The 15213-nt window shown below is 62.1% G+C and carries 15 protein-coding genes; 9 read left to right on the top strand and 6 right to left on the bottom strand.

The features are described 5' to 3' along the window. Nucleotides 1-71 precede the first annotated feature (71 nt). Both ACA065_RS03375 and vimR read right to left on the bottom strand, forming a co-directional pair. Complete coding sequence (locus ACA065_RS03375; RefSeq protein ID WP_497693315.1) at nucleotides 72-758, bottom strand: ArsR/SmtB family transcription factor; 687 nt, start codon at nucleotides 756-758, stop codon at nucleotides 72-74. A gap of 134 nt (nucleotides 759-892) precedes the next feature. Then, the gene (gene vimR / locus ACA065_RS03370) at nucleotides 893-1822 is read right to left on the bottom strand and encodes a transcription regulator VimR (RefSeq protein WP_497693314.1); all 930 of its coding nucleotides are present in this window, start codon (nucleotides 1820-1822) and stop codon (nucleotides 893-895) included. A gap of 118 nt (nucleotides 1823-1940) precedes the next feature. Between vimR and ACA065_RS03365 the strand changes: the two genes are divergently transcribed. The 3 genes from ACA065_RS03365 to ACA065_RS03355 all read left to right on the top strand — a co-directional run bounded on the left by ACA065_RS03365 (nucleotide 1941) and on the right by ACA065_RS03355 (nucleotide 3758). Beyond that, a complete protein-coding gene (locus ACA065_RS03365) occupies nucleotides 1941-2234 on the top strand; it encodes a putative quinol monooxygenase (RefSeq protein ID WP_497693313.1) in 294 nt (97 codons plus the stop codon). Between the two features lie 183 nt (nucleotides 2235-2417). After that, on the top strand, nucleotides 2418-3431 hold the full coding sequence (locus tag ACA065_RS03360) for a zinc-binding alcohol dehydrogenase family protein (RefSeq protein ID WP_497693312.1): 1014 nt from the start codon (nucleotides 2418-2420) through the stop codon (nucleotides 3429-3431). Between the two features lie 144 nt (nucleotides 3432-3575). Then, nucleotides 3576-3758, top strand: coding sequence for a hypothetical protein (locus ACA065_RS03355; protein ID WP_017134711.1), 183 nt, complete (start codon nucleotides 3576-3578; stop codon nucleotides 3756-3758). 8 nt (nucleotides 3759-3766) lie between these two features. Here ACA065_RS03355 and ACA065_RS03350 read toward each other — a convergent pair whose 3' ends face one another. Together ACA065_RS03350 and ACA065_RS03345 are read right to left on the bottom strand one after the other, a co-directional pair. Further along, nucleotides 3767-4960 carry a multidrug effflux MFS transporter gene (locus ACA065_RS03350; protein WP_497693311.1) on the bottom strand — a complete coding sequence of 398 codons (1194 nt, stop codon included), beginning with the start codon at nucleotides 4958-4960 and terminating at the stop codon, nucleotides 3767-3769. Nucleotides 4961-5047: 87 nt separating this feature from the next. After that, complete coding sequence (locus ACA065_RS03345; protein ID WP_497693310.1) at nucleotides 5048-5245, bottom strand: heavy-metal-associated domain-containing protein; 198 nt, start codon at nucleotides 5243-5245, stop codon at nucleotides 5048-5050. 147 nt (nucleotides 5246-5392) lie between these two features. Here ACA065_RS03345 and ACA065_RS03340 point away from each other — a divergent pair, with 147 nt between their 5' ends. The 3 genes from ACA065_RS03340 to cueR all read left to right on the top strand — a co-directional run bounded on the left by ACA065_RS03340 (nucleotide 5393) and on the right by cueR (nucleotide 8439). Then, complete coding sequence (locus ACA065_RS03340) at nucleotides 5393-5773, top strand: hypothetical protein (protein ID WP_497693309.1); 381 nt, start codon at nucleotides 5393-5395, stop codon at nucleotides 5771-5773. 66 nt (nucleotides 5774-5839) lie between these two features. Beyond that, nucleotides 5840-8041: a heavy metal translocating P-type ATPase gene (locus ACA065_RS03335; protein ID WP_497693308.1), complete on the top strand. Its 2202-nt coding sequence runs from the start codon at nucleotides 5840-5842 to the stop codon at nucleotides 8039-8041. After that, nucleotides 8038-8439 (top strand): Cu(I)-responsive transcriptional regulator, encoded by a 402-nt coding sequence (gene cueR / locus ACA065_RS03330; RefSeq protein ID WP_017134706.1) that lies wholly within the window; start codon nucleotides 8038-8040, stop codon nucleotides 8437-8439. The genes ACA065_RS03335 and cueR overlap by 4 nt, the downstream gene beginning before the upstream one ends. Nucleotides 8440-8562: 123 nt before the next feature. Here the strand turns inward: cueR and ACA065_RS03325 are convergent, their stop codons facing one another. Together ACA065_RS03325 and ACA065_RS03320 are read right to left on the bottom strand one after the other, a co-directional pair. After that, nucleotides 8563-9462, bottom strand: coding sequence for a PA4780 family RIO1-like protein kinase (locus tag ACA065_RS03325; RefSeq protein ID WP_497693307.1), 900 nt, complete (start codon nucleotides 9460-9462; stop codon nucleotides 8563-8565). A 135-nt stretch (nucleotides 9463-9597) separates the two neighbouring features. Continuing rightward, on the bottom strand, nucleotides 9598-10875 hold the full coding sequence (locus ACA065_RS03320; RefSeq protein WP_497693306.1) for an acetyl-CoA C-acetyltransferase: 1278 nt from the start codon (nucleotides 10873-10875) through the stop codon (nucleotides 9598-9600). A 113-nt stretch (nucleotides 10876-10988) separates the two neighbouring features. On the opposite strand from ACA065_RS03320, the gene ACA065_RS03315 reads away from it, so the two are divergent. The 3 genes from ACA065_RS03315 to ACA065_RS03305 all read left to right on the top strand — a co-directional run bounded on the left by ACA065_RS03315 (nucleotide 10989) and on the right by ACA065_RS03305 (nucleotide 15133). Then, nucleotides 10989-12332 (top strand): 3-oxoacyl-ACP reductase, encoded by a 1344-nt coding sequence (locus tag ACA065_RS03315; protein ID WP_497693305.1) that lies wholly within the window; start codon nucleotides 10989-10991, stop codon nucleotides 12330-12332. 2 nt (nucleotides 12333-12334) lie between these two features. Next, a complete protein-coding gene (locus ACA065_RS03310) occupies nucleotides 12335-13183 on the top strand; it encodes a MaoC family dehydratase (protein ID WP_497693304.1) in 849 nt (282 codons plus the stop codon). Nucleotides 13184-13483: 300 nt separating this feature from the next. After that, the gene (locus ACA065_RS03305) at nucleotides 13484-15133 is read left to right on the top strand and encodes a collagen-like triple helix repeat-containing protein (RefSeq protein ID WP_497693303.1); all 1650 of its coding nucleotides are present in this window, start codon (nucleotides 13484-13486) and stop codon (nucleotides 15131-15133) included. Nucleotides 15134-15213: the final 80 nt, after the last annotated feature.

The raw sequence follows: 15213 nt of genomic DNA, 5'->3' as shown, positions 1-15213 counted from the left end.
GTGTGCGGTATCGTTTTCACCGCTAATTGCTGGATGCGACCTGACTGAAACTCTGAACGACCATTGCCCGCCTACAACGCGGCCAGACGGTTGATTTCCACAAACCCGAGGTCGGTGACCAGCAAGGCCTGGGACTCATTGACCACGCTGATCCAGCCGGACTGCAAAAACAGTTTCAGCAACCCGGCCCCCAATGCACCGCCCAGGTGCGGTTGTTGCTGACTCCAGTCAAAACAGTCGCACGCCAAGGGCGACGCCAGCGCCTGGGTAAAAATGCCCACGCCCGCCAGGTGCCGCGCTCCCGCCAGGGTGACATCGGCGCGCTGTTCATGACGGTCGATCCAGCCGGCTTCCAGCATCCGCAGGTAAAGACCTGCCGCCAACTCACCGCCCAAGTGGCCATGACACAACCGCGCGCGCCGCAATGGCGCCGGCGCCAGCAATGCCGGCGGTAAAACATCCGGCGTGCTGCGCGCGGCACTGGCCATGGTGGTACTGGCCAACGCGTCGATAGCAGCGCTGACATCGGCGGCCGCCATACGAAACACGCGCTTGCCGCGCCGGGCTTCAACCCGCAGCAATCCACCCCCAGTGAGCCGCGACAAATGTGCCACGGCCGATGCCGGCGACAACCCGGCGAGCGTCGCCAGTTCCTCTGAAGACTTGGCCGAACCGTCCATCAAGGCCCAGAGCATGGCGGTGCGCTTGGGCTCGCAGAGCAAGCTGGCGATGTGACTGATGCAAGGTGCTGCTTCCATGTATTCACTCCTTGTAAATCATTTGTCTGCTGCGGTTGGAACCGAAGTATAGGGGGCGCAAACCGCCCGTTCCGCGGCGTCTGACAGCGCGGAGAGGGACAGGATCTGAGTGAAATTTCCTGCTTTGGTGGAGGCTATTGCCCAGCGCTCAATCGCCCTGGCCATTGCGCGGTCAATACCGCACAGCGGGACACGAGCATTTCCCGCAGCAGATTGATCGGTTTGCTCAACTGCGCACGGTGGGCGCACAGCAGATTGAGCGGCGTACGTTCACCGCGCAGCTCCGGCAGGATCAAGCGCAGCCGCCCGGCCAGCACATCGGCGCTCACATCCAGCCAGGATTTGTAGGCAATGCCGACACCCGCCACCGCCCAGCGGCGGACCACATCGGCGTCGTCACTGAAACGGTCGCCACTTACCGTCAGGCTGACCTCGCGCTTGCCATCGTGAAAACTCCAGTGGTCGTGAACGCGACTGCCCAGCATGTACAGCAGGCAATTGTGCTGGGCCAGTTGTTCCAGGTGGCGGGGCTCGCCATGCCGCGCCAGGTAGCTGGGCGCGGCGCACAGCACGCGAATATTGCCTGGGGCGATGGGCAAGGCGATCAGGCTGGAGTCTTCAGGCTCGCCGTAGCGCAGGGCAATATCCACCGGCTGGCGAAACAGGTCAGCGATCCGGTCGCCCAGCAGCAGGCGGATGCTCAGTTGCGGGTATTCAAGCTGGAACTCATCCAGCCACGGCAACAACTGGTTACGCCCGAAGTCCGAAGGTGCCGACAATTGCAGCACGCCGCTGACATGGTCTTGGCCGCTGGCCAATAAGCGCCGCCCTTCGTCCAGCGAACTCAACGCGGCACGGGCATATTCCAGGAAGCCTTCGCCTTCGGCGGTCAACCGCAGGCTGCGGGTGGAGCGCGCCAGCAAACGCGTGCCCAGTTGCTGCTCGATGCGCTTCAACGCGGCGCTGGCCACCGCAGGCGACAGGTCCATAACGCGCGCCGCAGCGGACAAACTGCCCAGGTCCGCGGCCCGTACAAACAACTGCAAATCATCAAAACGCAGCATGCATTCCCGCCGATTATCAAAATTCTATTGAAACAGACTGCTGTTTTAGCGGGTTTTATCTTCCTGGGAAATAGCCAATCATCTGCCCATCCCGTTCATCACGTGTCAGGAGTTGAATATGTCTACTGCCTTTAACGTCATCGCCACGCTGATCGCCAAACCCGGCCAACACACCACCCTCGAAACCCTGCTGCGCGGCCTGCTGGAACCGACCCGTCTTGAAGCCGGTTGCGAGCAGTACGATCTGCACCAGGACCTGCAACACCCTGAGACCTTCTACATGCTCGAACGCTGGAGCGACGACGCGGCGCTGGCCGACCACGACCAGAGCGCGCATATCCAGAGTTTCCGCGCCAAGGCCGCTGATGTGATCGAACACTTCGAACTCAAGCGCCTGAAGTTTCTTGCCTGATAAACCCACTCTTCGCAAAAGCGAGCTTGTTGCGGCGAGCACGCTTGCTTGCGCTGACGTGCGAAGCGCTCCCAAACCGGTATCTACGGTCGCCAGGTTTTGGGGCCGCTTCGCAGCCCAGCGCGAGCAAGCTCCCTCGCCACAGTGGGTCTGAATCACGATTACCTGGTTACCGGAGCCTTTATGAAAGCCATTGCCTACTACAACTCACTGCCGATCACTGACGCAAACGCCCTGCAAGACATCGAACTGCCGGAACCGGTCGCAGGCCCGCGCGACCTGTTGGTGGAAGTCAAAGCCATCTCGGTCAACCCGGTGGACACCAAGGTGCGCCAGAACGTCGCCCCGGAAAATGGCGCCGCCAAGGTGTTGGGTTGGGACGTGGCCGGTGTGGTCAAGGCCGTCGGCAGCGACGTGACGCTGTTCAAGGCCGGGGACAAGGTGTTTTACGCAGGCTCCCTGGTACGCCCGGGCGGTAACAGCGAACTGCACACCGTGGATGAGCGCATCGTCGGGCATATGCCCAAGAGCCTGGGCTTTGCCGAAGCTGCCGCGCTGCCGCTGACTGCCATCACCGCCTGGGAGCTGCTGTTCGAGCGCCTGCAAGTACGTGAAGGTAAAGAAGACGAAGGCCAGAGCCTGCTGATCGTCGGCGCCGCCGGGGGTGTGGGGTCGATCCTGACCCAACTGGCCAACCAACTCACGGCGCTGAAAGTCATCGGCACCGCTTCGCGCCCGCAAACCCAGGAATGGGCCAAGGCACTCGGCGCCGACCTGGTGATCGACCATAGCCAGCCGCTGAGTGAAGCGCTGAAAAACGCCGGCCACCCACACGTGACCCACGTCGCCAGCCTGACCCAGACCGATCATCACCTGGACCAACTGGTGGAAGCCCTGGAACCGCAAGGCAAGCTGGCACTGATCGACGACCCCAAGGCGCTGGATGTGAGCAAGCTCAAGCGCAAGAGCCTGTCGTTGCACTGGGAATTCATGTACACGCGCTCGATGTTCGAAACGCCGGACATGATCGAACAGCACAACCTGCTCAACCGCGTGGCTGAACTGATCGACGCCGGCACGTTGAAAACTACAGTGGGTGAGCACTTCGGTGTGATCAACGCAGAGAACCTGCGCCGTGCCCACGCGCTGCTGGAAAGCGGCAAGGCCAAGGGCAAGATCGTGTTGGAAGGGTTCTGAAAACGTCTGTCAGTGTCGTCCTTTATTCCTGTGAGTAATGGACGACACCGCTAGTCAGAGAGTTGACCTTTGTCATATTTTTGAGCGCATTCGGGTTTATATTGGCCGCCTTTGCCACGATTCTTTTACGTGAGGAAGTCAGCAATGAAGATCCTGATAAGAGCGTTAGCAAAATCCCCAGGCAACAAATGGCAGGTCAGCCTCGACGGCGACGCGTTCACCTTCCGCAGTGAGGCCGAGGCCCGTGCCTTTGCCGACACCCTGCAAGCCCGCATTCAAGCGCCTCACCGCATTCCCCTCAGCCAGCAACGCTCCGCCGCTGGCTGATTGGCACTTCAGACCTGCGCTTGCACGGCCCTCGCCCGTTGCAGGCGCTGGGTCGACATGGCAATCGTCACGGCCAATACACCGCACACGCTGATGACCATCGCCATCGGCATCGCCGTGCCATCGTGCAACACGCCGACCAGCGACGCTGCACCCGCCGCCACGCCAAACTGAATGCAGCCCAGCAGCGCCGACGCGCTACCGGCACGCGCACCCTGGCCGCTCATGGCGCACGCCGAAGTGTTGGGCAAAATGCAGCCCAGGCTTGCGATGCAAATAAACAGTGGCACCAGCAACGGCCATAGCGCCTCGGTGCGCAAGGCGGCAATGCCCAGCAGCGACAACGCCGCCGCTACGTAGACCCATACCGTGCGCGACAGCAAAAACGCCGGGCCACGCTTGGCCAGCAACCGAGCATTGAGCTGTGCCACCAAAATAAAACCAGCGGCGTTGGAGCCGAATAGCCAGCCGTAATGCTCGGCGGGCACGCCGTACAGTTTGATAAATACGAACGGTGAACCAGCGATGTAGGCAAACATGCCGGCAATCGAAATACCGCCGGTCAAGGCGTAGCCGAGGTAAACCCGGTCGGACAACAGCGCGCCGTAGCGGCGCAGTGAACCGGACAACGGCTGGCGCGGCTGATGCGCCGGAAAGGTTTCCGGCAAACCGACTGCCACCGCGATGGCCGCCATCACGCTGAACATCGACAACGCCAGGAAGATCGACTGCCAGCCCCACACCCCGACCATCACCCCACCGGCCAACGGCGCAAGAATCGGCGCCAGGCCGGTCACCAGCATCAGTTGCGAGTAAACCTTGGCGGAGCCCACGGCATCACACTTGTCGCTGACCACCGCACGGGAAATCACCATGCCCGCACAACCGCCGAGGGCTTGCACGAAACGCGCGCCGATCAGCCAGTCCAGGGAAGGCGCATAGGCGCAGGCAAAGGACGCCAGCGTGAACAGGGTCACGCCACTGAGCAGCGGGACGCGCCGGCCAAAGCGATCCGCCAGCGGGCCGTAGATCAATTGGCCGATAGCCAGGCCGCCGAAATACACCGCCAGGGTCAGCTGAATATGTTTTTCGTCGGTGGCAAAAGCCGTGGCCATGGCTGGGAAGCCCGGCAGGTAAAAGTCGATCGCCAACGGCGCGAAAGCGCTCAAGGCGCCCAGGATCAGGATTATGCGCAGGTTCATCAGACACCCAAGTGAGTCGGCAGCCCGACAGTCTAGCTGTGCTTGGGTGTGATGAACATTACGTTAGCTCGCTAACTATCGGAAAACTTACGCGAGCTTGGCGCTGTAGCCTTCTTCGGTGATCAGGCTGATGACCTGCTCGGCAGACAGATTGCTTTCAACACCCACTTCCTTGGCCGCCAGGTTGACGGTGACACTCGCCGCCGGGTCCTGGCTCTGCACCGCCTGGGTCACCGCTCGAACGCAATGGCCGCAGGTCATTCCTTCAACACTGAATACTTGCATGACATAACTCCTTTGATGAGGTTGGGCCCAGTCTCGACCTTGCCACGATGGTAAGGTCAAGCGCCTAAAATGTCGGCCGGGCTGGTATTCAGCCGCCGCCTCGGCCAAGCTTCATGCACTTTAGATATGAACCACGGAGCATTCGCCATGCGCTGGTCGTTTTTTGCCCTTGTCGGCCTGTTGAGCTTGTCTGCCGTTGCGCCCACGGCCAGTGCCGACGAGGACTACGCGGTGCTGATTATTTCCCGCGAACGCCTGGAAGTGCCGACCAATTGCGAGATCGGCCTTTACCTCAATGACCAGCTCGCGGGCCGCCTGTTTCAGGAACAAGCGACCTCGTTCAACTTGCCGGCCGGCAAGGTGTCGCTGCGCCTGAAACTGCTGCCGGGCCAATCCCCGGGTTGCCTGCCTGGCCTGTTGGCGCCATCTGCACAGAACATGAATTTGAAGGCCGGTGACGTACGCAAGGTGCGTATCGCTCAAGGCCCGGACGGCATGTACCTCAAGAACGCTGCATTGGGTTATTAAAGGCCCTTGACCTTCCCCACAGGTCAAGGTTGATCCTAGGGGCAACGTCTCTTGGAGGGCTGCCCCATGAATGGATCTACCACGTTTGACCTGCCTATCAGCGGCATGACCTGCGCCAGCTGTGCCGGCCGTGTCGAGCGCGCGTTGGGCAAAGTGCCGGGGGTGCAAAGCGTCAGCGTCAACCTGGCCAACGAACGCGCGCACATAGAAGTGCAGGGCCAGATGGACCCCGGCATCTTGATCGCCGCGGTCGACAAGGCCGGTTACACCGCCACCCTGCCGCAAAGTGAAACCGTCACCGATGCCAATCAAGCCCAGCGCCTGCACCGCGAGCGCTGGTCGCTGCTGCTGGCAGTTTTGCTGGCGTTGCCGCTGGTGCTGCCGATGCTGGTGCAGCCCTTTGGCCTGCACTGGATGCTCCCGGCCTGGGTGCAGTTCGCCCTGGCCACGCCAGTGCAGTTCATTTTTGGCGCGCGCTTCTATATCGCCGCGTGGAAAGCCGTACGCGCCGGCGCCGGCAACATGGACCTGCTGGTGGCCATCGGCACCAGCGCCGGTTACGGCTTGAGTATCTATGAGTGGCTCACCGCACCTGCGGGCACGATGCCGCACCTGTATTTCGAAGCCTCGGCCGTGGTGATCGCCCTCGTGCTGCTGGGCAAATACCTGGAAAGCCGCGCCAAACGCCAGACTGCCAGCGCCATCCGCGCCCTTGAAGCCTTACGCCCCGAGCGGGCGATTCGCGTGCAGGATGGCCGCGAAGAAGACGTCGCGATCAACGCGCTGAAGCTCGATGACCTGGTGCTGGTCAAACCCGGCGAGCGCTTCCCGGTGGACGGTGAAGTGGTCGACGGGCAAAGCCATGCCGACGAGGCGTTAATCAGCGGCGAAAGCCTGCCGGTGCCGAAACAACCGGGCGATAAGGTCACCGGTGGCGCCATCAACGGTGAAGGCCGCCTGCTGGTGCGCACCCAGGCGCTGGGCGCCGAGAGCGTGCTGGCGCGCATCATTCGTCTGGTAGAAGACGCCCAGGCGGCCAAGGCACCGATCCAGAAACTGGTGGATAAGGTCAGCCAGGTGTTTGTGCCTGCCGTGCTGGTAATCGCCTTGATCACGCTGGTGGGCTGGTGGCTGTACGGCGCGTCGCTGGAAACCGCGATCATCAATGCCGTCGCGGTGCTGGTGATCGCTTGCCCTTGTGCGCTGGGCCTGGCCACACCCACTGCGATCATGGCCGGCACCGGCGTCGCCGCGCGTTACGGCATCTTGATCAAAGACGCCGAAGCCCTGGAGCGCGCCCATGAAGTCAGCGCCGTGGTCTTCGACAAGACTGGCACCCTCACTTCCGGCGCGCCGAAAATTGCGCATTTAGCCGCAGTGGATGGCAATGAAGCCCTGCTGCTGCAACAAGCCGGGGCACTGCAACGCGGTAGCGAACACCCGCTGGCCAAGGCGGTGCTGGATGCCTGCAGCGAGCAAGGGCTGAACGTGGCAGACGTGAGCGCCAGCCAATCGCTGACCGGGCGCGGCATTGCTGGCACACTCGATGGCCGGCAACTCGCGCTGGGCAACCGCCGTATGCTGGAAGAAAACGGTTTGAGCGCCGGTGACCTGGCCCAATCCGCCACGGCCTGGGAAGCCGAAGGCCGCACTTTGTCCTGGCTGATCGAGCAAGGCGCGCAACCGCGCGTGCTGGGGCTGTTCGCCTTTGGTGACACGCTCAAGCCCGGCGCACTGGAGGCCGTGCAACAACTCAAGGCGCAGCACATCAGCAGCCACTTGCTCACCGGCGACAATCGCGGCAGTGCTCGCGTGGTGGCCGAAGCGCTGGGGATCGACGATGTACACGCCGAAGTACTCCCGGCCGACAAAGCCGTCGCCGTCGCCGAGCTGAAAAAAACCGGCGTAGTGGCGATGGTCGGCGACGGCATCAACGACGCCCCGGCCCTGGCGGCTGCCGATATCGGCATCGCCATGGGCGGCGGCACCGACGTGGCGATGCACGCGGCGGGTATCACCCTGATGCGCGGCGACCCGCGCCTGGTGCCTGCGGCCTTGGAGATCAGCCGCAAGACCTACGCCAAAATCCGCCAGAACCTGTTCTGGGCCTTTGTGTATAACTTGATCGGCATTCCCCTGGCGGCGTTCGGCCTGCTCAACCCGGTGTTGGCGGGGGCCGCTATGGCGTTGTCCAGCGTCAGTGTGGTGAGCAATGCGTTACTGTTGAAGACTTGGAAGCCCAAGGATCTGGAGGATCAACGCCCATGAACATCGGCCAAGCCGCCCGCCAGAGCGGGCTGAGCGCGAAGATGATTCGTTACTACGAATCCATCGGCCTGCTCAAAGCGGCGCACCGCACCGACAGCGGCTACCGCGTGTACGGCAGCGACGACTTGCATACGCTGGCGTTTATCAAGCGTTCGCGGGACCTGGGGTTTTCTCTGGAAGAGGTCGGCAAGTTGCTGACCTTATGGCAAGACCGGCAGCGGGCCAGCGCGGATGTAAAAGCCTTGGCGCGCCAGCATATCGAGGAGTTGAATCAGAAAATTCTGGAGCTTGGGCAACTGCGCGATACGTTGCAGGACTTGGTGGAGCACTGCCAGGGTGATCATCGGCCGGATTGCCCGATTCTCAAGGAGTTGGCGTCGGGAAGCTGCTGCGCCTGACGCTTACGATCGTTCCCACGCTCGGGAATGCAGCCAAGGACGCTCCGCGCCCCAAAGCGTGACGCGCAGCGTAACAAGAGGTATCCCACGCGGAGCGTGGGAATGATCACTCCAGCCGTTAGATCACTGCATCCAGGGCGGCGGCGGTGGCTCGTCTGGCACTTTGCTCGGTGGCGCATCATCCGCCGCGCGAATTGCCTGCCGGCGTTCTTCATCCAGCCGTGCCGCTTCAATCTCGCGGATCACACCGCCCACATCCGCCAGTTCTTCCGGCTCATCGAACTCGCCGGTCAATGCGCTGGCCGGGTGCAAGGTGCCGGCTTCATACAACGCCCACATTTCCTTGGCGTACTTGGTCGTCTTCAACTCCGGAGCAAAGCGCCCGAAGTAGGAAGCCATGTTGCCCACATCCCGTTCCAGCATGTTGAACGCGTGGTTGTTGCCCGCCGCATCCACCGCCTGAGGCAGGTCGATAATTACCGGGCCCGTCGGCGTGAGCAGCACGTTGAACTCGGACAAGTCACCGTGCACCAAGCCGGTACACAGCATCAGCACGATCTGGGAAATCAGGAAGGCGTGGTATTCGCGCGCCTGGTCCGGGTCCAGCGTGACGTCATTCAGACGTGGCGCCGCATCGCCGTACTCGTCGGCCACCAGCTCCATCAACAGCACGCCTTCGAGGAAGTCGTACGGCTTGGGCACGCGAACGCCCGCACCAGCCAGACGGAACAATGCCGCTACTTCGGCGTTCTGCCAGGCATCTTCGGTTTCTTTCTTGCCGAATTTGGAGCCCTTGGCCATGGCCCGGGCTTGCCGGCTGTTACGGACCTTACGGCCTTCCTGGTACTCGGACGCCTGACGAAAACTTCGTTTATTCGCCTCCTTGTAAACCTTGGCGCAACGCAATTCGTTGCCGCAGCGCACCACATAAACAGCTGCTTCTTTACCACTCATGAGTGGGCGCAGCACTTCGTCGACCAGACCGTCTTCGATCAGGGGTTCAATGCGTTTAGGAGTCTTCATCAGCTTTTATTGTGGGTCCTTTATTACCAAACACGCGTATGGCACTCGTTATACGGCAATCGGCTCGCCGCGGGGAGAGGCTACCGACCTTTGGCACTTAAGAATGCATCCAATATGCCAATTTATCTGCACAATTCAGCGTTCGATAATCGCCGTTACACCCTGACCGCCAGCGGCACAGATCGAAATCAGCCCACGCCCTTTCCCGGCGGCGTCCAGCAGCTTGGCCAGGTTGGCCACAATCCGCCCGCCTGTAGCCGCAAACGGATGCCCGGCGGCCAGTGAACTGCCCTTGACGTTGAGCCGGCTGCGGTCGATGGCGCCGAGCGGCGCGTCCAGCCCCAGGCGGGTCTTGCAGTATTCGGGGTCTTCCCAGGCCTTCAGCGTGCACAAAACCTGGGCAGCGAAGGCTTCGTGGATCTCGTAGTAATCGAAGTCCTGCAGCGTCAGGCCATTGCGCGCCAGTAAGCGTGGCACCGCGTACACCGGCGCCATCAGCAGGCCTTCGGCGCCGTTGACGAAATCCACCGCCGCCGCTTCGCCATCGCGCAGGTAAGCAAGGATCGGCAAGCCGCGCTCCTGGGCCCAGGCTTCACTGCCCAGCAGCACCAGCGATGCGCCGTCGGTCAGCGGCGTGGAGTTGCCGGCGGTGAGCGTGCCCTTTTCGCTGCGCTCGAACGCAGGCTTAAGGCCGGCAAGTTTTTCCAGGGTCAGGTCGGGGCGCAGGTTGTTGTCGCGGGTCAGGCCGAGGAATGGCGTGAGCAAATCGTTGTGCCAGCCTTCGGCGTAGGACGCGGCCATTTTCTGGTGGCTTTCCAGGGCCAACTGGTCCTGCTCCGCGCGGGGAATCTGCCAGGTCTGCGCCATCAACTCACAGTGCTGGCCCATCGACAGACCGGTGCGCGGTTCGCCGTTGCGCGGCAGCTCCGGCTTCAGATGCTGGGGGCGAAGTTGTAACAGGACTTTTAATTTGTCCGCCATGGATTTGCTGCGGTTGGCTTGCAGCAGGATCTTGCGCAGGCCTTCATTCACGCCGATGGGCGCGTCAGACGTGGTGTCGACGCCACCGGCAATCCCACACTCGATCTGCCCCAGGGCAATTTTATTGGCCACCAGCAGCGCCGCTTCCAACCCGGTGCCGCAGGCCTGCTGAATATCGTAGGCCGGGGTTTGCGGTGAAAGGCGCGAGCCCAGCACGCATTCGCGGGTGAGGTTGAAGTCGCGCGAATGCTTGAGCACCGCACCGGCAGCCACCTCGCCAATGCGCAAGCCGTGCAGGTTGTAGCGTTCGATCAAGCCCTCCAGGGCAGCGGTCAACATCGCCTGGTTACTCGCCGTGGCATACGGGCCGTTGGATCGGGCGAAGGGGATGCGATTACCGCCAATGATCGCTACACGGCGCAATTGAGTCATGGAAAGCTCCCTGATAGTTGTGGGTGGAATCATCAAGCCTAGCCTAGGCTGATCGAACGACTACCGCACCGGGGTGGTCAACCGTTTGAACCCCAGCCTTCGGAGAGCGTTCCATGTCTGACCGTTATATCGACTTCGCCAACTCAAGCCTCGGCCATCGCCTGGTCGCCGCCATTGGCCTGCCGTCACCGGTACGCCTGGAACGCTGGCAGGCTGGCCGCCTGCGCCCGGTGGAAGGTGCGCTGCTGCTGGGCGGCGGCGCATTGGCGGCCAAGGTGCAGGTGTTTGCCCACAAGCTGACCGACGCGATTTACAGCTACGGCGTCGAGTCATCGACGTGGATTCCCGGCCATGGCCCCAAGCTCAAGGCGGTGGTGTTCGATGCCAGCGACTTGCAGCACACCGATCAACTCAAGCAGCTGCGAGAATTCTTTCAACCGCTGCTGAAAAATCTCGATCACAGCGCGCACCTGGTGATTCTCGGCCGAGCGCCGGAAAGTCTCAGCGACCCCTTTGCTGCCAGTGCCCAGCGCGCCCTGGAAGGTTTCAGTCGCTCCTTGGCCAAGGAGCTGCGCAATGGCGGCGTCCTGCAACTGTTGTACGTAGGCGAAGGCGCCGAAGACCAGTTGGAAGGTGCATTGCGGTTTTTCCTGTCGCCCAAGAGCGCCTACATCTCAGGCCAGGTGATTCGCCTGCAAGCCTGCGCCACGCCGGTTGAGGACTGGACGCGGCCGTTGGCCGGGCGCAAGGCGTTGGTCACCGGTGCCGCCCGTGGCATTGGCGCCTCCATCGCCGAAACCCTGGCCCGCGATGGCGCCGAGGTGATCGTGCTGGACGTGCCCCAGGCCAAGGCGGACCTCGAGGCCTTGGCCGCACGCCTGGGCGCCCGCACCGTGGTGCTGGATATTTGCGCCGAAGACGCGGCCACGCAGTTGATCGAACACCTGCCGGACGGCATCGACATCGTGGTGCACAACGCCGGCATCACGCGCGACAAGACCCTGGCCAATATGACCCCGGAATACTGGGACGCGGTGCTGGCGGTCAACCTCAACGCCCCACAGGTGCTGACCAAAGCCCTGCTCGACAGCGGCACCATGCACGACAACGGCCGCGTGGTGCTGCTGGCCTCAATCAGTGGCATCGCCGGTAATCGCGGGCAAACCAACTATGCCGCGAGCAAGGCCGGGCTGATTGGCCTCGCCCAGGCCTGGGCGCCGTTGCTGGGCGAGCGCGGGATCAGCATTAATGCCGTGGCGCCTGGTTTTATTGAAACCCAGATGACTGCGCATATTCCTTTTGCCCTGCGCGAAGCCGGGCGGCGCATGAGTTCACTGGGCCAGGGCGGCTTGCCGCAGGACGTCGCCGAGGCGGTGGCCTGGCTCGGCCAACCGGGTTCCGGCGCGGTCACTGGCCAAGCATTGCGGGTATGTGGGCAAAGCCTGCTGGGAGCGTAAGCATGGATTGGCAGACCTTAGGCAGCACCCCGTTTCTACCACCGCTGTACTGGCGCGCGGCCCTCAAACGCAAGATCACCGGCAGCACCTTGCCTGAACAAGGGTTGCGCTGCCGGGTGAGCGTCAACCCCAGGGCCGTAGCGGCCTATCGCAACGTCTGCGGCTTTGCTGACAGCCCCATCCTGCCAGCCACTTACCCGCATATCCTGGCGTTCGGCCTGCAGATGCAATTGCTGACCGCGAAAAACTTTCCGTTCCCGTTGCTGGGGCTGATTCACCTGAGTAACCGTATCCGTATTCACCGGCCACTGGGCGCCGTGAGTGAGCTGACGGTGGCCGTGCACGCGCAAAACCTCAAGCCGCACGCCAAGGGCGCAACCTTTGATGTGATCACCACGGTTGAAGATTCCCTCGGCCTGCTGTGGGAAGCCGAAAGCCAAATGCTCTGCCGGGGCGTGAAACTCGAAGGCGAGCCGACGGATAACACATTGCCCAGCCCCACGCAGGTCAACGAACTGACGCGCTGGAAAGCCCCCGCCGATATCGGCCGCCGCTATGCCCGGGTGTCCGGCGATTACAACCCGATCCATTTAAGCGCCCTGACCGCCAAGTTATTCGGCTTCCCCCAAGCCATTGCTCATGGGTTGTGGAACAAAGCGCACACCCTCGCAGCACTGGGCGAACACTTGCCCGCCGCCAATATTGAAATCGTGGTCGAGTTCAAGAAGCCGGTCCGCCTGCCCAGCGAAGTTACTTTATTGGCGAGCGCACCCGGCTCCAGTGGCGAGTTGCTGTTAAAGGGCGCCGGCGACATTGAACATATGGTGGGGACGTGGCAACCCATCGCTTAAAAACACTGATTAATTGTATATATACACCCTAAGTTATAGCGGTCCTTATCAGGTCCGCTTTTTTATTTAAGCCATTGATATAAATCAAATACATATCTTGATACATCCTCTCCCCACACCCTTGGTATTAGTCGCTAAGCGCTGCCGGGCACCCCGTATATAAATCGTTAATACCAAGTTGAGCGTTGCCAGAAAAAGTACTTGGGTCTGTTATAGCCACACGGACAAACGAATCGTTACCCCTAGAAGTAACGAGCGTTTGAAACAACCAAGGTTGTACAGGTGCAAGGGAACTCAATCATGAAAACTCAAACTCAAGTAGTGCTATGGAAAGCAAGTACCGCGCTGGCCCTGATCATGGCGATGAGCCTCGGCGGCTGCAGCAGCGGCGGTGGCGGACATCGCAGCAGTGTGGCGGCCTCTTCCCCTGACGCGGGAGCCGGAACCGGTGGCGGTACTGACGGTGGAACCGGTGGTGGCACTGGCGGCGGCACTGGTGGTGGAACCGGTGGCGGTACTGGCGGTGGAACCGGCGGCGGCACTGGCGGCGGAACCGGTGGCGGCACTGGCGGCGGCACCGGTGGTGGTACTGGCGGTGGAACCGGTGGCGGTACTGGCGGCGGTACAGGCGGAGGAACAGGTGGCGGCACTGGCTCGACCACTACGCCGCTGGTCACCGGCCAAATTGCTGGCACCTTGGGCAGCACCGTGGGCAATGTCGGGGCCGCAGTGGGCGACCTGGGTGCAACCTTGACCAACGTACCCATCGTCGGCGTAACCGCTGGCGGCCTGGTCACTGCGACCGGCAATGCGGTTACCAGCATCGGCACCGGTGTCACTTCGGGCCTGGGCTCGCTGGGCACTAACAGCAATTCGTTAGGCATAACGGTGGCAGGCGTAGGTGACGGCGTTGCCGACTTGGGCACCGGCGTATCGAACACCGGCAAAACCCTGGGGACGACCCTGGGTGGTATTCCGGTAGTCGGCGGTTTGACCGGTGGCGTAGGCACTGCAGCCGGTGGCCTGGTAGATAAAGTCGGCCAGACCGTAACCATGCTCGGTGACACCCTTAGCACCGCCAGTACCACTGGCCCGCTGGGTTCGCTGACCAATACCGTAGGCCGCAAAGTGTTGGTGCCTGTGGTTTCTCTGGTGGAAAACACCACCGGCAACCTCGGCAAGGCCACAGGCCTGGGCAACCCGGTCAATGGCCTGCTGGATAAAGTCGGCTCCACCGTTACCGGCCTCGGAGGTCAAGTGGCTGGCGCAGGCGGCACCGGCAACCCTGTCACCAGTATTGTCGGCGGTGCATTGGCTGGCGTGGGTGGCGTGCTCGACAAGTCGGGTGGCTATGTCGCACCAGCGGGCGGTGCTTCGGCGCCAGGCCTGCCTGAACTGGTCGGCGGCCTGGTCGCCAACGTGGGTAACGGCCTGAATGTCGGCAACACCAACGGCACCCTCAGTGCAGCGGGTGTTACCGGCGGCGCACTGGGCAATACGGTTGCCTCCCTCGGCCCCCTTATCGGTGGTAATGGCGTCGCCAACACCGCCGCTACCTCACCGGTGGCAGGCTTGGCCACTAACGTCGGCGCAGCTCTGAACCCTGTGACTTCCGGTGTCGCCAGCCTGACGCAAAACATCGGCACCACCACCGGCATCGGTGCACCGGTCAACGGTTTGGTGACTCAAGTCGGCGGTGCAGTCAGCGGTATCGGCGCCAACCTGACCGCGGCCAATGCCAACCCGATCACTAACACCTTGGGCACCACCGTAACGGCAGTGGGCAACACCGTGGGCTCGGTGGGTGGCTTGGTCACCGGAGGCACCAGCAGCGGTGGCGGCTTGCTCGGTGGCCTGAGCGTCGGCGCCACTGCCTCGGGCAGCGGCAGCGCAAGTACGGGTACAAGCGGCGGCCTGGGCGGTTTGTTGAACGGCCTGACCGGCAAATAATAGAATTGCACCTGGCCGATTAGACGGCCTCCCCTACAGCGCCTACGCTTGGTTGAGACGAGAGACCTTATAAGTCTCTC

This window comes from Pseudomonas sp. LBUM1640 (assembly GCF_059716225.1).
The sequence above is the reverse complement of the archived record's forward strand: the minus strand, read 5'-3'. Positions and strand labels throughout refer to the sequence as shown.